Source organism: Gracilibacillus salinarum (assembly GCF_022919575.1).
In the GTDB taxonomy this organism is placed as follows: domain Bacteria; phylum Bacillota; class Bacilli; order Bacillales; family Amphibacillaceae; genus Gracilibacillus; species Gracilibacillus salinarum.
The window spans coordinates 3,725,633-3,745,960 of sequence record NZ_CP095071.1; the positions used below are offsets into that span (position 1 = coordinate 3,725,633).

A 20,328-nucleotide genomic window follows, 5' to 3' on the forward strand; every position below is an offset into this window, starting at 1 on the left:
CAGGGAGGGAAATTATGATCAAGAATGTAGCAAGCACGCCTTTAGAGAAAGATTCCCAATATATCTGGCATTCGATGAAGAAGTATCATCCTGACTCGACGATGATAGTGAAACATGCAGACGGCTCTTGGGTTACAGATGTGGAAGGCAAACGCTATCTAGATGCAATGAGCGGGTTGTGGTGTGTAAATGTAGGGTATGGGAGAGCTGAATTGGCAGAAGCTGCTTATCAGCAAATGAAAGAACTGGCTTATTATCCACTGACACAAAGTCATCTTCCAGCCATTCAACTAGCTGAAAAACTAAATGAATGGCTCGGTGATGAATATGTCTTTTTTTTCTCCAATAGTGGATCGGAAGCAAATGAAGTAGCGTTCAAGATCGCTCGACAATACCATCGGCAAAACAACCAGCCTGACCGTTATAAGTTTATTTCACGTTACAGAGCCTATCATGGCAATTCGATGGGCGCTTTGGCAGCAACGGGACAGGCGGAGCGGAAATATTTATATGAACCACTTGCACCAGGGTTCTTGCACGTGGCACCGCCAGATTGTTATCGCAGTTCGCATCCTGCAGATGGTACATGTTGCAGTGAGAGTGCGAAGGATATTGAACGTGTGATGATGTGGGAGCTCGATCAGACAATCGCTGGTGTAATCATGGAACCGATTATTACAGGTGGTGGCGTATTGGTTCCTCACCAGCATTATTTAAAGGAAGTAAGTGATAGTTGTCAGCGTCACGGAGCATTGCTGATCGTCGATGAAGTCATCAATGGATTCGGTCGAACCGGCAAACCATTTGGCTTTATGCATTATGACGTAAAACCTGACATCATTACGATGGCAAAAGGCTTAACAAGCGCTTATCTGCCATTATCAGCAACCGCTGTACGTAAAGATATCTATCAGGCTTTTCAGGGACGAGAGCCATATCACCATTTACGGCATATTAATACATTTGGTGGCAATCCAGCTGCATGTGCTGTTGCCTTGAAGAATTTAGAAATCTTAGAAAAAGAACAATTAGTCGAACGTGCTAAGCAGCTTGGATGTAGATTAGCAATGGAGATGCAGGAACTATATCGTCATCCACGTGTAGGTGATGTCCGAATTAAAGGGTTACTGATGGGGATTGAATTAGTAGAAGATAAGCAGTCCAAGCAGCCTATTGAACCGGACAAAATTCAAGCAATAATAGCTCGTTGTAAAGAAAAAGGGTTAATTATCGGAAAGAATGGTGACACCGTTGCGGGTTACAATAATATCATCACCATTAGTCCGCCACTTAGTATAACGGATGACGATTTTGCATTTATGACACGTGTCTTAAAAGAATCAGTTGCAAGCCTTTAACTCCTTTTTTGTGAAAGGAGTTTTTTGGTGGGAGATAAGAAAGTTAAACAGAGAAAACCAGAGATTTCGTTTGAATAGTGTAGCCATACAAGTAATGGTGCTGAACCTCTCCAAGCAAAGAACATAAACCTGTACCTGTTAAATAATCTTACTGTAAAGTTTCGGTGAATTCGCAAGATTTGATGGTTTGAAACATAATACTGCAAATTAATTAACAGTTTGTCTAATGAGGTTGCCTGTTACAAGCAGTAAAATGTTAAGAAAGATAACTTTGAAACAAAAATAGGTAAGAGCATTTTTGTGCGGGGAGGAATAATGAATGAGCCTTGCTACTCCTGAGATTCAATTAGACCAAATAAGTATGACGTATCAGACGAATGACACGGAAGTATTAGCATTGCAGGATGTTTCCGTGGACATTCAGAAAGGTGAATTTGTTTCATTATTAGGTCCTTCAGGTTGTGGGAAAACAACACTGCTTAGAATAATGGCCGATTTAATTCAGCCTACCGGAGGAGAAGTTACCGTTGACGGGAGTTCAGCACGGGAAGCAAGGCTGGCGCAGAAATATGGCATCGTCTTTCAGAGTCCCGTACTTTACGACTGGCGTAAGGTAAAACAAAATATTAATTTACCATTAGAACTGATGGGGATCGAAAAGAAAGAACGAGAACAACGTGTGGACTATCTGCTCAAATTAGTTGGATTGGATGATTTTAAGAATAAGTATCCTTGGCAATTAAGCGGGGGAATGCAGCAGCGTGTCGCCATTGCTCGTGCACTTGCTATGGAACCGGAAATTTTATTAATGGATGAACCTTTTTCTGCTTTGGATGAATTTACACGGGAACGGTTGAACGAAGAATTACTCTCCATTTGGAGTGAAGTGAACAACACGGTCGTGTTTGTTACCCATAGTATTCCGGAATCTATCTTTTTATCAGATAGAGTATTGGTGCTGTCTCCACATCCAGGCAGGTTATCTGCTGTTATGGAGATTCCATTACCGAGACCACGAACGAAAGAGATGAGAAACAGTCCGGAGTTCTTTCAACTGATCACAACCATCCGTAATAGTTTTGAAGGGGTGTAAGAAATGATAGGACAGCATATTTGGCAACATCGATCGCTGCCTGTTTTGGTTTGGATGTTAGGATTTTTCGTTGTATGGGAAGTAGCTTCATGGTTATTACTGGAAGTGATGGAAGCGCCCATGGCACAGTCCAAGCTTCCATACGTACATGAACTTATTGTTACATTTGTTGGTTATAGTGGTGTTCTTTATTCCGAAGGGATCGCAACCTTCTCTAATGCAGCACTAGGCTTTCTGATTGGAACGGTGCTTGGCATTGGGCTGGCTGTACTTATGAGCATATCCAAATGGGTCGAACAAATGGCTTTTCCTTATGCCGTTGCATCTCAAATGATCCCGATTTTAGGGCTGGCACCTATTATCTATGGGATTATGAGAGATGAACAGCTGGCAAGAATTATTATTGCTGGTTACATTACGTTTTTTCCTGTGGCAATTAATATGTTAAGAGGATTGCGAAGTATTGAGTCATCAGCACTTGATTTAATGTATTCCTTAGCAGCTAAGCCGACGGAGATTTATTGGAAATTACGTTTCCCTGCGGCTTTGCCCAGTTTGTTCAGTGGTTTGAAAATAGCAGCTCCCTTAGCAGTGACAGGTGCGATCTTGGTCGAATTAATGGGCGCACAAAAAGGAATCGGCGTTATCATGTTGATGAATCTATATTATGGTCCCTCGCACACCTACATGTTCTGGTCGACAGTTGCAGTTGGTGCCTTACTAGGATTATTCAGTTTTTTATTTATTGGTTTAATAGAGCGTTTTGTATCACCATGGCAACCGGAATTCAGAGCTGGGGGTGATCGGTAATGCCAGAAAAATCTGCAGCGGAAAAAGTGTTGGAATGGTCTGATAAGCCAAGTAAAAGGATAGTAACTTCAAAAAAATCTGCTCAGGTTTCCAAAGAAAAAAGACGTTCATATGCATCGCTCTTATTACCCGTTATTGCTGGTGTTGTCCTGCTCTTTCTATGGGAAATGCAATTCCTTCATACTATTTTTCATTTGCAATTATATCAGTTGCCGATTCCTTCTGCGATTCTTGAAGCATTGATTGATAATTTGTCCCTGCTGTTAGGTTATGCAGGCTATACCATGACTGAAGCGGTCGTCGGCATGTTAATTGGCTCTGCTACAGGTTTTGTCATTGCTCTGACGGCAACGGCATGGCCAAAGTGGGGAAGAGGGGGACTTCTGCTGGTAGCATCCTTAAATGCTGTACCTATTGTGGCTCTGGCACCGATCATGAATTTATGGTTTGGGTCTGGGATTGGTTCACGAATTGCCATAGTGACCGTGATTACCATGGCAGCAATGGCAATTAATGCCCATAAAGGAATGAGGATGGTATCGCCATTAGCACTTGATTTAATGCATTCATATGCGGCAAAGAAGGGAGACGTTTTCCGTTATTTGCGGATCATGAACAGCTTACCTTATGTCTTTCTCCGCACTAAAAATCAATACAACGGCAAGTATGATTGGTGCTATTGTAGGGGAGTTTTTCTTTTCTTCACAAGGTCTTGGCTATTTGCTCTCCAATTCAATTAAAGTGGCAAAAATGCCGCTGGGTTGGGCGTGCATTGTTGTCGCGGCAATATCAGGTGTGATTTTTTATTTGGTGATTGAACGATTGGAGCATGTATTTTTGAAATGGCATACTTCTCATCGCGTGTAACAACTATCCATTCTTGAATGGTTGTCATATAAGTAACTTGGTTCAAAGACAAGGATAAGAGGGGGAAGTGTAATGAAGAAGTATCGAAATCGTTTTGCAGCCATTTTGTTCATATTCGCACTATGTTTTGTTACGGCTTGTGGCAATGAAGATGCCTCGGGCGATACCGTAGAAGGAGGAGAGGAATTAATACCAGTAAAACTTCAATTAAAATGGGTACCACAAGCGCAATTCGCTGGTTATTACATGGCGATGGATCAAGGTTTTTATCAAGAAGAGGGGCTGGATGTCACAATTGTTCCAGGAGGGCCTGATATCGTTCCTGAGCAACAAGTGGCAAATGGTGCAGCAGACATCGGTATTGGATGGGTGGCCAGTTTACTACCTCATCAGGAACAAGGATTACCGTTAGTTCAAATTGCACAAATTTATCAAAAAAGTGGTTTGGTATTAGTTTCGAAACAAGAAGCAGGAATTGAAACACCAGAAGATCTATCCGGTAAGAATGTAGGGAACTGGATGGGCGGAAATGAATTTGAAGTACTTGCACTGTTTGATAAGTATGAATTAGATCAGAATGCCGATTTATCTTTTGTTAAACAGGGATTTACGATGGATCAGTTTTTTGCAGATGAGATAGATGCGGCATCCGCTATGACGTATAACAAATATCAAGTCGTCTTAGAAGAAGGATATGAAGAAAGTGACTTACATGTAATTGATATGAATGAAGAGGGAGTTGCGATGTTGGAAGATAACCTGTTTGCTAATACAGAGTGGTTAGGGGAAAACAAGGAAATCGCGGCAAAATTTGTTCGTGGTTCATTAAAAGGCTGGGAAGCTGCAATTGAAGATCCAGAAACAGCGGTAGACAGTGTAATGGCAGAGGCGGAAGCAGACAGTACAACGAGAGATCATCAGCTGAAAATGATGGAAGAAGTCGGGAAGTTGATATTGCCAGAAGGGTTTGACCCGGCAGACATCGGACAAATCAACGATGAGATGTTTAAACAAACAGCTGATATTGCATATGAGTATGGTGTTATTGAAGAACCAGCTAATTTAGAAAATGCCTATACGCATGAGATTATGGAGATGGTGGGTGAATAATTGAAAGTAGTAAAATAGGTGATGTGACAGAATAAAAACAGCCCTGGCAAATGTATATGCTGGGCTGTTTTTCGTCTAGTTTTATTCTTCATCACGGTCAAACCACAAAAGCTCTTTATCATCGACTTCACCATTATAATTAATAAAAATTTCTTCTCCTGCCTTTATGTCGCGGTAGGCAAAGAAATTAAAGGTGTGATTTTCAAAGCTGATTTCGTACATGGCGTTTGGTTCATAGGAATGGTTGAACAGCATGCCATATCCTAATAGAATCGCTGAATGATGAAGTCCGTATTCAAAAGCATAATCAGCTAGCAACGTTTTTTCAATATGTTCATGTTCTTCATTCCTATAAGCAAGAACAGGAGCTTCGTGCAACAACTGTCCCTTTTTTATATGTTGTGTAGCAAAAACGCCTCTTGTGTAGTCTCCGCCACTAATCGGAGAAGTTTTGATTTCGATCATAATATTTACCTGCCTGTCTGTTAAGATTATTGTGTAATTCATCTACTATAACATAATTCGTACAAAAGTTCCTATCTATAAAAAATGAATATGCGTTCGGTTGAATTGTGATATAATGGAAAAAGGATAATGTTCTTTTTGGGAAGGTCGGCTAATCTCCTGACAAAAGAGGGGGGTGACGCTTTTGAATATGTATGAAAGTTTTATGGTACTATTTTCTTTTGGTACCTTCTTGATTGCATTACTTGCTTTGATTGTATCTATAATCAAGCGTAAATAGACCTCCCTATTTTAACCAATAAGTGAGCAGGTGAGGTCTATTCAGTCGATAGCAGATCTCCACTTATGGAACCGCTTATCCAGAACTCGCAGTAGGCGCTGCGAGTTCTTTATTGTATGCATTACCTTAGTGTATTATAACAATAACTTTTGAAATTGTACATCGATATCATAAATAAGTCTTTAATCTACATTTCATACCATTAAATGGATATTTTGAACGTTTTTCCTTTGCTGTCAGTTATTTTGTTTTACATAATTTACTTGCTATTCAAAAAAATATCTGTTATTATGAAATAGAATTATTTTTGTTCGGTCTCGGTACAGAGGAAGTTTACCTTTTATCTAAATTGAGCATTAATAGTATTAAAAAGTAGATTCAAGATCTACGCAGGAGGTAACAATTATGCAACAAGGTACAGTTAAATGGTTCAATGCAGATAAAGGTTTCGGTTTTATCGAAGTAGAAGGTGGAGACGATTTATTCGTACACTTCTCAGCTATCCAGGGTGAAGGTTTCAAAACATTAGAAGAAGGTCAAGCAGTTTCTTTTGATGTTGAAGAAGGTCAACGTGGACCACAAGCAACTAACGTTCAAAAAGGTTAATGAAAAAAGGACTCTTTAAACGGAGTCCTTTTTCTTTTTTAGAGCGATTATCCATTGGTAACGGATGAAGGAGGATAAAAATGAGAAAAGTTATCTTAAATTTAGCTATCAGTCTTGATGGAAGAATTGTAGATGAAAACAATAAGTTTGACTGGATTCATGGAGATGGTGATCATTCCAATGATACGGACAAACAGTTTGACTTCTCTGCATTTTTAGCTTCGTGCGATACAATGATTTTGGGTAAGACAGCATATGATGATATACCACCTGAAGCGAAGAAGGAATTCGCGGATAAAAAAATATTCGTGCTGACGCATTCCACAGCTCATCCCACTGATGAGAATGTTGAATTCTATACAGGTGACCTGGCTGCTCTAATCAGCTTTTTGAAAGAAGAAGAAGGGTCTAATATTTGGGTTTTTGGTGGCGCGACTGTGTGTAACATATTAATAAAAGAAGATGTTATTGATGAATATGTGATTGGCGTTATACCGATGATCGTAGGTAAAGGGACGAGGTTATTTGCTGATGATAATCCAATGCTTTCGTTAAAAATGGAAGAAAGCACTGTAACAGAAGGGATAGCAATGCTTGTGTATTCCAGAAACATCTAGTTGACGAGCATATTTTTCATCAATCAGGTAAAGATAAAGGCGAAAAATATGCTAAAACGGGGGTTTCTAAAATGGTTAAAGACTCTTATGCACCAAAGAAAAAAATTCGTGGTGAAGGGAAAAAGCCGGCTGAACAACGAAGAGGCAAAGCAAAATCGTCTGCTCGAAACACAGATAACTAAGTCAATTGATGTATGAAGGAAGCCGGTGACAGGCTTCCTTTTTATTCGTTTATTAATGGAAACAAATCTATTGTAAGAAAATCGATATTTGTATCGATTAGTGGACAAACGCTACAAATCTAATGTGTGGCAGATGAGATTTGTCTCATTACCTAATAAACGATACAAAGCACGAATAAGAAGATCGGGTTTTGTATCCATTCAGCAGAAAGGAAACAAATCTGATATGCGGTAGATGAGATTTGTACAGATTATCTAATAAACGCTACAAATTTCAAGATGAATAGCTGTGATTTGTATCGATTAAGTATCAAATAAATGATATGCTTACGTTAATAAATTAAATTAATGATAAATGAGGTTAACAAACAAATGGAAAATAGTACGTTTCAACAATTCTCCTTAAGTAATGAAATAGAAAAAGCGTTGGATGTTTTAAAATATACAAAGCCTACCGACGTTCAAAATGAAGTGATTCCGCGTGCGCTGGAAAATCAAGATATAATCGTTCAGTCCCAAACAGGCAGTGGTAAAACAGCTGCTTTCGCAATTCCAATCTGTGAAAAAGTAAGCTGGGAAGAAAACAGTCCGCAAGCATTGGTGTTAGCACCAACGAGGGAATTGGCTGCTCAGGTTCGCGAAGACATTACTAATATTGGCAGATTCAAACGAATTAAAGCATTGGCGCTCTACGGCAGGGAGCCTATTGCTTTTCAAAAGGAAGAATTAAATCAAAAAACACATGTAGTGGTTGGAACGCCGGGACGTGTTATGGATCATATTCGTCAAGGAACGTTGCAGCTCGATCAGGTAAAATATCTCGTCATCGATGAAGCGGATGAAATGTTGAAGATGGGCTTTATTGATGAAGTAGAGGCGATTATCCAGCAAGTCCCTTCTGACCGCGTCACGATGTTATACTCTGCTACATTACCAAGAGCAGTCGAACAATTATGTCAGCAATATATGGAGGATCCAGCCAAAATTAAAATCAAAACAGAAATGACAACGGCGACGATTCAGCATGATTTGTATGAAGTGAAACAATCAGAGAAATTGGCAACACTCCAAGATGTCGCAACCGTTGAGAATCCGGATAGTTGTATTATTTTCTGTAACACACAGGAGCATGTAGAAGAAGTGTGCACAGAATTGCAAGAATCTGGATACACATGTGAGCAGATTCATGGTGGTTTGGAGCAGGACCGACGCTTTTCTGTGATGGATGGCTTTAAGACAGGACAATTCCGTTATCTTGTTGCAACAGATGTAGCAGCAAGAGGGATCGATGTCGATAACGTGTCGCTTGTTATCAATTATGATGTACCTATCAAGAAAGACAGCTATGTACACCGGACAGGCAGAACAGGACGTGCTGGCAAACAAGGAAAAGCAATTACATTAGCAGATAGGTATGAAGAGAAATATATAGCAAGCATTGAACGTTATATCGGTTTTGCACTCGAGAGAAAAGAAGTCCCCTCAACAAAAGAAGTAAGCGAGTCAAAGCCTTCTTTCATGGAAAAAATGGCTGCACCTCGTATTGTGAAAAATAATAAAACGGCTAGAATCAATCAAGACATTATGAAGCTGCACTTTAATGGCGGTAAAAAGAAAAAAATCCGTGCGATGGATCTTGTTGGTACAATATCCAATATCCCAAATGTAACAGCTGATGATATCGGGATCATTACCATCAAAGACAACTGGTCTTATGTGGATATTTTAAATGGTAAAGGTTCATTAGTGCTAGAAGCCATGGAGCATACGACGGTCAAAGGTAAGAAATTGAAAGTAAGTAAAGCGATGAAATAATATAGAGTAAATGTATACGGTAAGTATTAAGGGATGAACTATTTTATGGTTCATCTTTTTTGTTCAGGTCAGAAAGTATAAAGGTGCTGTCACAGAAGTACTCAAATGGAATATGAAGTTAAGTTCCTATAATATGGAGTATGATAACTAGGGCTGTATGGCAAAACGGTCATTTTGAAATATTTTATCTGCGTTACAAAGCTCCGGAAATAGGCTCCGCGTCCTGTGGGCACGGCTTCAGCTAGGCTACTACTTGAAAATGCTTCTTTGCTGCCTTGTGCCGAGGAAGCTTACTTCGATGCAATGCTTGCAGACACAGGCACAAATGAAGTGGATCTTCAGCTCGCGCTGATTCCACGGGAGTCTCCGCCTATTTCCTACGCTTGAGGGAAGTGTTACAACTTATTTAACGGCAAAAAGCAGTGGTTCTAGGCATTTTTTAATAGCTATTATATATGCATACGATCAAAATGCTATCTCTTACAAAGGTTGTAGAGCACCAATCCTAGCGTAGGCCAACCACGTAGACTCCCGCGGGATTATGCAGGTGCTGAAGATCCACTTTGTGAAGCGATCTTTCTTCACAAAGTTAGCTTCAGCCGTGCCCCGCAGGACGCGGAGTGGTTGGCTGAAGCGGTATCCCAGCACATTAAATATCTCAATATGGATGCTTGGCAGTGATGGCTAGCATTACATAATCCATATTATAGGTAGTTGTATGAAATTCAAATCAAATAGGACCGGCGGGTTATGCTTGATTTTTCTTAGTGTGAACCATGGTAATTTATGTTAAAATAATTTTAGTAAATCGTGGAATTACTGATTTGAAAGGATGTCATTCATTGTCAAAAGGACTTATTCACCATATTGAACTATATGTATCCGAGTTAAAAAGTTCCCTTAACTTTTGGGGCTGGTTTTTAGAGGAATTAGGATATGAATCATTCCAGTCGTGGGAAGGTGGACACAGTTGGAAGTTGGGAGAGACTTATATTGTTTTCGTACAAGCAGAAGAACGATATTTGGATATTGTGTATATGGTAACTTAAAAGTGAGCCACTATAGCAATTGAAAACTGAGCCACTTTGATAGAAAATAACCCTAATGACATATTAGGGGGAAGCATCAGGAGTGATTATGTTGAGCGAGAAACAGACCATCATACAATTATATTTGGAGGGAATGAGTGAGAGAAAGATTGCTAAGGAAACAAAGAAGGCAAGGAATACTGTCAGTAAGTATATAAAAGAATTTGAGAAAAGTAGGAAGAATGATGTTCGTAATCTACCGATTACAGAAGATATTGTAAAGCCCCCTGCTTATAAAAAGAGAACGGGTAAAAAGAGAGTATTAACAGAGGAAATTAAAAATATTCTTAGAGGCTACATAAAGGATAATGAGTGGAAAAGAAATCACTATATGAATAAACAGCAAATGAAAATAATAGATATGCACGAGAGCCTAATAGATGCTGGGTATCCCATTAGTTATACAACTGTTAGGAACTTTGTTAATGAGGAAGCAGCAAAAACAAAGGAAGTTTTCATCAGACGGTATTGTGAACCAGGATATGAAGTTGAATTTGACTGGGGGAAGTAAAGCTAGAGATAGATGGGAAGATTAGAAGTTTTTCACTTGCAGTGTTTACGTTAGCACATAGTAATTATCGATTTGCGAGGCTATATCAATCTGAGTCACAAGTTTGCGTGTTAGATGTTCATACGAAATTTATCGATCATGTTGGTTTTATACCTTCGGTATTTACCTATGACAATATGCGAACCGTTGTGAAATCATTTATTGGAACAGAGAGGGCCATTACGGATAGCATGATTCATCTATCTAACTATTATCAATTTAAAATTCGTCTCTGTGAACCAAGAAAAGGTAACCAGAAGGGACACGTGGAGCGAAGTGTAGAGTTTATAAGGCGAAAAGCCTTTTCATCGAAATACTCTTTTACGAGTTTAAGAGAGGCTGAAGACCATCTTTCTAGATCATTACAAAGAATAAATGGGCGACATCATCATGAACATAAAGAAAAGCACGTGATTTTAATGGAAAAGGAAAAGTCTGTATCAAAACTCGCAGTGATTACCCCATTTGACGTTGCTGATCTGGTTGAATGTCGAGTGGATAAGTATAGTACAGTAGTTATTAAACAAAATCATTATTCTGTTCCAGAAGGACATGTAGGAAAATACCTTAAAGCAAAGGTAGGAGCAGAGGAAATCAAATTATTTGTAGAAGGAGAGCTAGTGGCAGAACATCCACGAAATTGGGGGTTACATCAATGGGAGATGAATATCTACCATTATTTAAAAACATTTCAAAAGAAAAAAGGTGCCATCACTCAAAGTCAAAGCTTTAAGCAGGCACCAACACAAATAAAAAATATATACAACCATCATTATATCGGAAAAGAAAAAGAATTCATAGAGTTACTCCTCTATATTAAAGAAAATAACAACTTAGACAGGGTCTTAAAGGCGGTGGAAGAATTAAATTCTATACGAACAGGATATGTAAATACGGAAAGAATTTTATTCATTTGTGAACAATCTACTCCTGAAGGAGTCCAAGTATATAACCCTGATGAAACGATGTATCAATCAGAAAACAATATGAGAGCCTATGCCAATATGTTTAAGCAAATAGATGAAGGAGTAACTAAATATGGATAAAAAGCAGCAAATTGTAGAGATATGTAAAGAATTACGTTTACCAAGCATTCGGAAAATGGTACAGGAGGAAACAGATTTTCAAAATCCAAAACAAGCCTATGAAGTTTTATTGCAAGTTCTTTTACAGGAGAAAAGTGATCGGTTAGTACGCGCAAAGCAAAACAGAATCCGTGCAGCTAATTTCCCGCAGAAAAAGCTATTAGAAGAATTAATCGTAGAGGCATTGCCAAGTCAAGCAAAACAAAAATTACCGTTTCTAAAAACTTTGGATTTTATTACGGAAGGACAAAATGTCATTCTTACAGGATCACCAGGTACAGGTAAGTCACATATTGCCATAGGATTAGGTATGGAAGCATGCTTAGCTGGATATAGAGTGTTTTTTGCGACGGTACCCTCGTTAATTAACCAGCTTAAGGAACATCGTTCGGAGAGAACACTGCGATCATTTGAATTGAAATTTGAAAAATATGATTTGGTTGTTCTCGATGAATTAGGTTATATCTCATTTGACAAAGAAGGTGCAGAATTATTATTTTCTCACCTATCGTTAAGAGCAGGAAGGAAATCAACCATTATTACAAGCAACCTGTCATTTCTAAAATGGCAGGAGATTTTCCACGATCCAGTACTTACTGCCGCATTAACAGACCGTTTAACACACAAATCACATGTGTTAAACATGAATGGGCCTTCTTTCAGAATGAAAGAAACGGAGGATTGGCTAAAAACAAGTGCTGAGGAAGTGGCTCAAATTTAAATTGCGATTTGGCTCACTTTTCACTTGCGAAATACAATATTGCTTACCATAGATGTCGAGTAGGTCTAAACCATTTAGCATTTCACGCAAATTCCCGTCAACATGTAGATGTTATGACAAGACAGCTGGAACAAAAAGGTGTGAAAATCCTTTACGCAGATAAGCATCCTTTTGCAGGAGGGGATGATCATTACGCTGTTTATTTCGAGGATCCAGATAGAATGAAGGTCGAATTAGTAGCGCCTTGATTCATTTGTATTGCAGAAATACGGTAAAGAATGTGTATCCAATTGATAAGGAGTGGAGAATGATGACGGTATCGCAACTATCCAACGTATTTAAACGCTTTGCGGAAAAAGAGTGTAAGGATTCAAGCCCTTTATATCATTATCTATCTTTAAAAATTGCCGATGATTCGGAAATCTTAGCGTTAGCCTCTCATGCGAAACAAGGACAACCGATCCCAAATTTACTATTTGGCGCTGTTCATTTTATGTTATTAACAGGAAATAATCACAGACTTAAAGTGTTCTATCACGGCGCTAACCGTCCGTAATACCCCCACTTCAAGATTAGAGAGATACATAAGAAGCTAAGTGGGGGATAAACGGACGATAACTTCCTGATAAGTTTCGCTAGCAATCATTGGGGGCAAAAACCCCCAATGATTGAAGTCTCACTTTATCCGAGTATTGTGGATAATCCAGCTAGTGTTAGAGAATCCTTTCCTTACTTTAAAGATTTCTGCTTGAAACATTTTTCCGGAATTAAAGACTTGATACAGAACAAATTAGTACAAACCAATGAAGTGAGACGCTGTGCCTATCTTTTTCCTGTATTTCAATTTATCTATGATACCGACCATAAACCGTTAGCTCTTATAGAAATAGGGACAAGCGCAGGCTTGCAGTTGCTTTGGGATAAATACAGCTATTCTTATGGAATGAATGAAATATTTGGAAATGAAAATGCTGACGTGCACCTGTCTTCTCATATAAAAAAAGGAAAATTGCCGATTCATAAGGATAGTATACCTCCTGTAGCTAACAGAATCGGAGTGGATTTACATACGGTAGATTTAAAGGATGAGCTGGAATTCCTTTGGTTGAATGCCTTGATTTGGCCAGAACATCAAGAGAGACGAGTATTATTTCAAAAAGGATCCAACTGTGTAAAAGAGAACGATTTGACGCTGATCGAAGGGGATGGGGTAGCACTGCTTCCGACTCTAGCTGAAAATATTTCGAACGATCAGTGTATTTGTGTTTTCCATACCCATGTGGCCAATCAGATGCCTGGTGAGGTAAAAGCTAAGCTGCTTCAACATGTGAAAATGATCGGTCAAAGCAGAGAAATATTTCACATTTATAACAATATGGAAGATAAAGATTTGCATCTTCAGTATTATTTGGATGGTACAGAGTATGTTCAGAAAATTGGCCAGACAGATGGACATGGCAGATGGTTTACTTGGGAACTGCCTGAAAGGAGTTTGTAACTGATCAACTTACAAAGCGCCTTTCCCTTTTATTTGCATGAATAAATCCGGCTTATCTAACGTTTCAAATCCGAATTTATCGTATAATGTATGACCATCTTCCGTCATTAACAAAATTCTTCGGATCTTTAATTCATCATAATTAGTTATTGTTTCTAGTAACCACTTACCTAATCCTAGCCCTTTGAAATCCTTTACGATAAAAACATCAGTTAGGTAGGCAAAGGTAACCAAATCCGAAATCACCCTGGCAAAACCAATCATTCTTTTCTTGTTTGTATCTTTATTTATCTGATACATGCCAAAGCATAATGTTGTATTATCAATCGATTTCTTGACATCTTCCATTGCGATACCTTGCGCCCAATACGATTCTTTACTCAAAAAATGATGGATGGTATCGATATCTAATTCTTCTTTGCTGGTGTTAATGATAAAGTCTTTATATGCCCATTGTTGTAGTGACAGATTAATCAACCTTTCTTTTTTCGATTGTAGTTATCATTATAATATAACTTAAAAATAATACGATAGTAAGGGCGCTAGTTACAATGATTTTCGTCTCCTCAGGAAAAGCTGTCATTCGTACAGCTGCTTCTGGTAAAAATAATATAATCGGAATGATAATAGAAAACCATGTCTTACTCCATAATGCAATTGCAATCAATATACAAATTGCCAGAATAGCGGTGATGATAGAAACAGTATCTCCAAAGCGTATATCAGGTGAATCGATGAAATCATTCAAATAATGTAATCCGATAAAAAAGCAAATTATCAACATCCCAGGCATTAAGAACAATAACCATTCTGTTACTCTAGTCAGATTTTTACTTGCAATCATTTTAAATGTGACAGAAGTGATTAATAAAAAACACAAAAAAATCACAGGATAGCCGATAAGTTGAACGAAGGAATAGGAGAGGTCGCCTCTGATCACTTGACCTAATAGAATATAAGAAAATCCTCCAAGAAAAATTATCGGAATATACTTCAACAGACTTAATAAATCAAAGGGAACTTCATCTGCAATTTGCTCCATATAGGTTTTAGGTGACATACTAATGATCTCATCTATATTTTTCCCCGCTTTTTCTGCCTCGTATAAGTGACTTTCTAATTCTTCAATAATTTCTTCGCTTTCATCCATGTTTTTTCCGCTTGAGAATAAATACAATTTCAAGTTTTCTAAAAAATCCTCACTTTTAGCAGAAAGTTTCATATAAAATCATCCTTCCTTTCCTAATAATTCATGAACACTTGTAGAGATATCATCCCACTTTTGTTTGAATGCTTTCAATTCATCTTCGCCTTTTGCAGTTAACGTGTAATATTTACGCTTTGGTCCACCCGATGGAATCTTTTTATGATGAGTAGCTACCAGTCCTTCTTTTTTCATTCGTAATAATAAGGGGTAAATGCTGCCTTCGCTGACCATAGTAAATCCGTAACTATAAAGTTTTTCCGTCATTTCGTATCCGTAAATTTCTCCTTTTGCAATGATGGAGAGGAGACATCCTTCAAGAATACCTTTTAAAATTTGCGTAGAAGACAATTGTTTTCCTCCTTATGTCTAGATGCTAAACTAGGTTGTAATACAATGTAGTTTAGTATACCATTTAAATTACAAATATTTCAAGTCGTTTACGATGCAAAAATAAAAAGTCTTGCATAACTGATCCTCGCTGTAAAGCAAGAACAATCACGCAAAACTTTTTTAAACGGATATTTAGTTCATTTTCTCGTCCAACGTATTTGCTATATCAGAAAGTACATGTGCCGAACTTGATACTTCTTGCATAGAGGCATTCAATTCTTCAATAACAGCTACTACATTTTCGATATTGGCGTTAGAGCCAGTTACTTCTTCAGACACTTTTGTCATCGAGGTAGACATTTGGTGCATATTGTTGGTTACGTCAAATATTGCTGATTTTAGGTCACCGATGAATTCATCTACTTCGTCAATATTCTCCGCAATTTCATGGAAGACTTCTTTTACATTGTCATTAAGGGCTGCACCGTCTTTTATCGACTGGCCCCCTTTTGAAATAACGTTCGTCACTTCTGCTGTACCTGCTTGAATTTCTTGAATCAATCCCTGTGTTTGATTCGTTGCGTTGTTCGTTTGTTCAGCTAATTTTCTTACTTCATCTGCCACGACAGAGAAGCCTTGTCCATGTTCTCCAGCGCGAGCTGCTTCAATCGCTGCGTTAAGTGCTAACAGGTTGGTCTGATTTGAAATGTCTGTAATCATCGACAGTATATCGCCGACTTGATTCGTTTTTTGATCTAACTGGTGCACTACTTCAATAGATTGGTTAACTTGATCACCAATAAGCTCCATTTGTTTCATAATCTTTACTACTGCTTCATCGCCATTTCTGGATTGATCAATCGCCTGCGCAGATATTTCTGAAACAAAATTAATACTTTCTTCAATCTCTTTTAAGCTAAAGAAAATTTGCCCGGATGTTTGATTTGCTTCCTGTATTTCGTTAGCTTGAGTATCTACACCTGAAGCCATGTCCTGCATAGTAGTTGAAATTTCTGAAATCGCATCACTTGTTTCTTTGGTAGTAGACTGTAATTGCATCGCTGCAGCTGCTGTTTTGGAGGAGAGCTCTTTTGTATCATCATCCATCTCGGTTGCATTCACTTCTGTTTCTTCTGTTATAGTATCTTCCGCAGTGGAAAACGGCTTCCATTTTACCAATAGTAGAGCGAACCCTGTAGCTAATACAAGCACAGCAAACACACTAATGACAAAATATATACTAGTTACAGTCAAGGAGAGAAAGTCCAAGACAAGGACCATCGCGGCCATTGACAGGATTGCAATTAATAAAGAATATAAAATGAAAAACTGATTGCTTTTATTTATATTAGCTTTTTTTTTCATCATGGCTACCTTACAAAGCTTCCATTTCTTCTACACCAAGGAATTTTGACGCATCCTCCAGTGTGGTGAAGGCTTTAACACTGTCCTTTGTTCCAGCTGAACGTGATAAGCGGTTTAACTGCATCTTTAATGTAACATTGGGTGCAATTGTTGCATTTTTCTCAACATGGCTTGCAACGTCCTGCATTAATTGGCCCCACACTTCATTTACTTCAGGTTTGGCAACGGTTTGAATTAAACTGTTATCATTTAAGAATTTTTTAATATGCGGCTTTTGTATTTGTGTACGAACATAATTAGCTTCTTGTTTAGCTTGCTCCACTGTACTTGCCATTACTTTGTATTGGAAATAAAATACATCTTTATATTCTTTCGATTCATATGTGCTCATTTTGTTTTCCTCCTAGTTATTATTTTCGAATTCTTCTGCTACTTCCTGGAAAATATGCAATGCGTGAATGGCTTTCGGAAATCCAACATAGGCACTGCAATGATTGATCAGTTCTAACACTTCTTCTTTCTTTAAGCCAACATTTAAAGCGGCATAAAAATGATAGTGAAGTCCTCTTCCGGCATCACCTTGCGAAATAAGTGATGATAGTGTCACAAGCGCCCTCTGCTTTAAATCTAGATTATCATTTTCATATACATCAGCATAACCAAACTCTAAGGCGAGCCTCGCCAGACGGGGAGAAGCATCTTCCATTGCTTTAATGGCCTTCATCCCTCTTGCGCCACCTAATTCATCAACTTTTTTCCAACCTAATTCTTGTTTATTCACTTTGCTCACTCCTTTTGATTATTAACCTCTCTTCAACGTAGGTGGTACCTCATCCTTACACGTTAAAACTTCGACAATAGAGGGACCATCTGTTTCTACCGCTTGTTTAATGGCAGTTTCTATTTCATACATACTTTGACATCTCGTGCTGTCCATTCCTATTGAGACTCCGAATTGCGTAGCATTGATACCATATTGATAAGTCGTACCTGCTGATTTGCCAAGGCCGATTTTCATTCCTTTGTCTACCATGTCGAGCATGCCGTTATTAAATACGACGAATGTAACATTTGCCTGTTGATCTACAGCAGTCGAAAGTTCCATCCCGTGCATCATAAAACAACCATCTCCGACAAAACAGACAATTGGTTGATCCTGTTTAACCAAAGAAGCGCCGATAGCTAATCCGAGTCCATGTCCCATAGCACCAAAGACATCATCGAAGTAAAAAGTTCCAGGTTTTAAGGTGTCGAAATACTTAATACCATAAAAGGTATGGCTGCCGTCATCACCATAAACAACTGTGTCAGGTGGTAAGAAATCTCTTAGATGCAACATGACATTTGCTGTGGACAACCGGTCATTCTTCGATTCTTTTCTTGCTATTTGTTCTCTTGCGCTCTTTTCTTCTAACCAATAAGACGTAAGGTTACGTTTATGTACAGAATGATCAGGCGCATATTGCATGATGAGTGTAGATAAATTTTGTTTCGCATCGCCTTTGATAAGCAACGTATCAACTAAAATGGTTTTACCTACAAATACTTCCTCTTGATCAAATTGGATGATGTGTTTAGGATAAAGATTCGGATGAAGCCCAGCAGTTGACATGTCCGATAAGCGGGTTCCGATTACTAGCATCACGTCAATGCCCTCTTCTACATAAGTCTCTGCTGCAGCGGTTCCTCCCAGGCCGAAACTGCCAAGGGATAACGGATGATGTGTTGGAAAAGCGCCTTTACCACCTGGTGTAGTCATGACAGGTATCTGCCAGTCTTCTGCAAAATCTTGCAGCTCCTGATATGCCTTAGAACGATGTGCCCCTTTCCCTGCTAAGATGACGGGCTTTTGAGCTGTTGTTAATAATTGCTTCACTCGACTTAAATTTGCAGAAATAGGATTGTCCGCTATCTGCCAATTCGGCATGTCTAACTCAGGGATTTCCTGTGTCAAGATATCAAGCGGAATCGATAAGTGGACAGGTCCCATTTTTCCTGTGAGCGCTTTTTGAAGAGCATGTTGCAAGTAACTTGATAAAAGAGATGCATCATCTACTCTTGCGCTAAAAAGAGTTAGTGGTTTGAATAATTCGACCAAATCGGTTCCAAACATACTGGAATCTTGTCCGAGTGCTTTACCGCTATCTACTAAAGGCGGGTGCCCTGTAATGAATAATACCGGCGCGTTGAATGCTTTCGCCTGTCCGGCTGCAGTAAGTAAGTTTGTTCCACCGGGACCAGAGGTACCAAGAGCTACACCAAGCGTTTGGTTTTGCAATGCATATCCTGTAGCCATATAACCTGCCCCGCATTCGTGGCGGGAAAGTACAAAATTAACACCTTGATTTTCCATTTCCATAATTAACGGCGTGATGGGTTTACCAGGAATTCCAAATGCCTGTTCACAGCCTAATTGTTTAATAATTTTTACTAAATTAGTAGCTAAGCTAACCAATATAGTTTCACCTCCCAAAATTACACAAGACTTATATCGACAAAAAATTTATAATAATTAGCTAGTGATAGGTCTAAAATCACACTAATAAACATTTTTATAGTTAATAAGTCATCTTTAAATAACAGTTTTTACTAAAAAACACCAAATTTGATAACGCTTACTAATTATGGACGCTTGTTTAACTGTTGAATAGTATTATAGATTTAGGTATTTAGTATGTTTTTTCTAGTTTTTTGCAAATTAGCTAAATGAAATTGATTTTTTAAAAGGGGATATCGTCTTATGTGGAGAGGGGGAAAATGAACGATGGTGAGGGGTGTTTACTCCTTCACCATCGTTATAAACGTTGCAGTATCTGTATTAAAAGTATGCTGTTTCACGAATCCGAGCAATGGATCGCTCTCTTGTTAAAGCTGGCAACCGATAAACGAAATGGCAAGTTTTCCTTTTGCTTCCGTATGGATTGAAGAATAAATGAGCAAAAAGTATAACCGTGCCCATTACCTGTGTAAAGCGGATGGATGCCAAGTCCAACATCAATCATTTGTTCGCGGTATAATCCTAATTTTTCTGCAATAGGTATCTGGGCGCTCTGTCCTGTGCAGAAAAACCCAAACAACTCACCAGAATTAGTAAATACAGCTTGATAGGAACCATCAAGAAATTCATTTCTGGTTTCTTCAATATTCTCGTTATTGTAAAAATCATAAGGCGCCTGGTATCGCCAGCTTAAAATTAGGTTGACGATTTCTTCATTCATATTTTTAGCGGTAAACTGCATGTTTTTCATTCCTTTATATAGGTGTATGCTTTATTTTACCAA

Annotated in this window: 20 protein-coding genes and 4 pseudogenes; 15 read left to right on the plus strand and 9 right to left on the minus strand. The window is 38.5% G+C overall.

Annotation, left to right across the window (positions count from 1 at the left end; all coding sequences use genetic code 11):
* The first annotated feature begins 14 nt into the window (after positions 1-14).
* From MUN87_RS17480 to MUN87_RS17505, 6 genes are all read left to right on the plus strand, one after another.
* Complete coding sequence (locus MUN87_RS17480) at positions 15-1,358, plus strand: aspartate aminotransferase family protein (protein WP_244742236.1); 1,344 nt, start codon at positions 15-17, stop codon at positions 1,356-1,358.
* 319 nt (positions 1,359-1,677) lie between these two features.
* Entirely contained in the window at positions 1,678-2,451 is a 774-nt protein-coding gene (locus tag MUN87_RS17485; RefSeq protein ID WP_244742237.1) for an ABC transporter ATP-binding protein, read from the plus strand.
* A 3-nt stretch (positions 2,452-2,454) separates the two neighbouring features.
* Positions 2,455-3,261: an ABC transporter permease gene (locus MUN87_RS17490; protein ID WP_244742239.1), complete on the plus strand. Its 807-nt coding sequence runs from the start codon at positions 2,455-2,457 to the stop codon at positions 3,259-3,261.
* Complete coding sequence (locus MUN87_RS17495) at positions 3,261-4,001, plus strand: ABC transporter permease (protein WP_244742242.1); 741 nt, start codon at positions 3,261-3,263, stop codon at positions 3,999-4,001. Before MUN87_RS17490 ends, MUN87_RS17495 begins: the two co-directional genes overlap by 1 nt.
* A complete protein-coding gene (locus MUN87_RS17500) occupies positions 3,928-4,128 on the plus strand; it encodes an ABC transporter permease family protein (protein ID WP_244742243.1) in 201 nt (66 codons plus the stop codon). The genes MUN87_RS17495 and MUN87_RS17500 overlap by 74 nt, the downstream gene beginning before the upstream one ends.
* Positions 4,129-4,200: 72 nt before the next feature.
* On the plus strand, positions 4,201-5,238 hold the full coding sequence (locus MUN87_RS17505) for an ABC transporter substrate-binding protein (protein WP_244742245.1): 1,038 nt from the start codon (positions 4,201-4,203) through the stop codon (positions 5,236-5,238).
* Positions 5,239-5,319: 81 nt separating this feature from the next.
* Here MUN87_RS17505 and MUN87_RS17510 read toward each other — a convergent pair whose 3' ends face one another.
* Entirely contained in the window at positions 5,320-5,703 is a 384-nt protein-coding gene (locus MUN87_RS17510) for an SET domain-containing protein (protein ID WP_244742248.1), read from the minus strand.
* A gap of 205 nt (positions 5,704-5,908) precedes the next feature.
* On the opposite strand from MUN87_RS17510, the gene MUN87_RS17515 reads away from it, so the two are divergent.
* The 9 genes and pseudogenes from MUN87_RS17515 to MUN87_RS17565 all read left to right on the plus strand — a co-directional run bounded on the left by MUN87_RS17515 (position 5,909) and on the right by MUN87_RS17565 (position 14,145).
* Positions 5,909-5,983: a putative holin-like toxin gene (locus tag MUN87_RS17515; RefSeq protein WP_244724289.1), complete on the plus strand. Its 75-nt coding sequence runs from the start codon at positions 5,909-5,911 to the stop codon at positions 5,981-5,983.
* A 405-nt stretch (positions 5,984-6,388) separates the two neighbouring features.
* The gene (locus MUN87_RS17520) at positions 6,389-6,589 is read left to right on the plus strand and encodes a cold-shock protein (RefSeq protein WP_244742249.1); all 201 of its coding nucleotides are present in this window, start codon (positions 6,389-6,391) and stop codon (positions 6,587-6,589) included.
* 80 nt (positions 6,590-6,669) lie between these two features.
* Positions 6,670-7,206: a dihydrofolate reductase family protein gene (locus tag MUN87_RS17525; protein ID WP_244742252.1), complete on the plus strand. Its 537-nt coding sequence runs from the start codon at positions 6,670-6,672 to the stop codon at positions 7,204-7,206.
* Between the two features lie 554 nt (positions 7,207-7,760).
* The gene (locus MUN87_RS17530; protein WP_244742254.1) at positions 7,761-9,203 is read left to right on the plus strand and encodes a DEAD/DEAH box helicase; all 1,443 of its coding nucleotides are present in this window, start codon (positions 7,761-7,763) and stop codon (positions 9,201-9,203) included.
* Positions 9,204-10,045: 842 nt separating this feature from the next.
* Positions 10,046-10,240: pseudogene (locus MUN87_RS17535) on the plus strand (VOC family protein); the annotation flags it as partial.
* Positions 10,241-10,343: 103 nt separating this feature from the next.
* Positions 10,344-11,887, plus strand: a pseudogene (gene istA, locus MUN87_RS17545) (IS21 family transposase).
* Positions 11,880-12,647, plus strand: coding sequence for an IS21-like element helper ATPase IstB (gene istB, locus MUN87_RS17550; protein WP_244742257.1), 768 nt, complete (start codon positions 11,880-11,882; stop codon positions 12,645-12,647). Before istA ends, istB begins: the two are co-directional and overlap by 8 nt.
* Before the next feature lie 35 nt (positions 12,648-12,682).
* Positions 12,683-12,895, plus strand: a pseudogene (locus tag MUN87_RS17555) (VOC family protein); the annotation flags it as partial.
* 59 nt (positions 12,896-12,954) lie between these two features.
* A pseudogene (locus MUN87_RS17565) lies at positions 12,955-14,145 on the plus strand (DUF2332 domain-containing protein).
* Positions 14,146-14,154: 9 nt separating this feature from the next.
* On the opposite strand, the gene MUN87_RS17570 reads toward MUN87_RS17565, so the two are convergent.
* The 8 genes from MUN87_RS17570 to MUN87_RS17605 form a co-directional block, all read right to left on the minus strand.
* Positions 14,155-14,622 carry a GNAT family N-acetyltransferase gene (locus tag MUN87_RS17570; RefSeq protein ID WP_244742261.1) on the minus strand — a complete coding sequence of 156 codons (468 nt, stop codon included), beginning with the start codon at positions 14,620-14,622 and terminating at the stop codon, positions 14,155-14,157.
* Positions 14,615-15,367: an HAAS domain-containing protein gene (locus MUN87_RS17575; protein ID WP_244742264.1), complete on the minus strand. Its 753-nt coding sequence runs from the start codon at positions 15,365-15,367 to the stop codon at positions 14,615-14,617. The genes MUN87_RS17570 and MUN87_RS17575 overlap by 8 nt, the downstream gene beginning before the upstream one ends.
* A gap of 6 nt (positions 15,368-15,373) precedes the next feature.
* Positions 15,374-15,700: a PadR family transcriptional regulator gene (locus MUN87_RS17580; protein ID WP_244742266.1), complete on the minus strand. Its 327-nt coding sequence runs from the start codon at positions 15,698-15,700 to the stop codon at positions 15,374-15,376.
* A 174-nt stretch (positions 15,701-15,874) separates the two neighbouring features.
* Positions 15,875-17,050: a methyl-accepting chemotaxis protein gene (locus MUN87_RS17585; RefSeq protein WP_244742268.1), complete on the minus strand. Its 1,176-nt coding sequence runs from the start codon at positions 17,048-17,050 to the stop codon at positions 15,875-15,877.
* Between the two features lie 7 nt (positions 17,051-17,057).
* Positions 17,058-17,438, minus strand: coding sequence for a hypothetical protein (locus MUN87_RS17590; RefSeq protein ID WP_244742270.1), 381 nt, complete (start codon positions 17,436-17,438; stop codon positions 17,058-17,060).
* Positions 17,439-17,450: 12 nt separating this feature from the next.
* On the minus strand, positions 17,451-17,828 hold the full coding sequence (locus MUN87_RS17595; protein ID WP_244742274.1) for a carboxymuconolactone decarboxylase family protein: 378 nt from the start codon (positions 17,826-17,828) through the stop codon (positions 17,451-17,453).
* A 21-nt stretch (positions 17,829-17,849) separates the two neighbouring features.
* Entirely contained in the window at positions 17,850-19,502 is a 1,653-nt protein-coding gene (locus MUN87_RS17600) for a thiamine pyrophosphate-binding protein (protein ID WP_244742276.1), read from the minus strand.
* A 379-nt stretch (positions 19,503-19,881) separates the two neighbouring features.
* Positions 19,882-20,286, minus strand: a complete 405-nt coding sequence (locus MUN87_RS17605; protein WP_244742279.1) for a GNAT family N-acetyltransferase — start codon at positions 20,284-20,286, stop codon at positions 19,882-19,884.
* Positions 20,287-20,328: the final 42 nt, after the last annotated feature.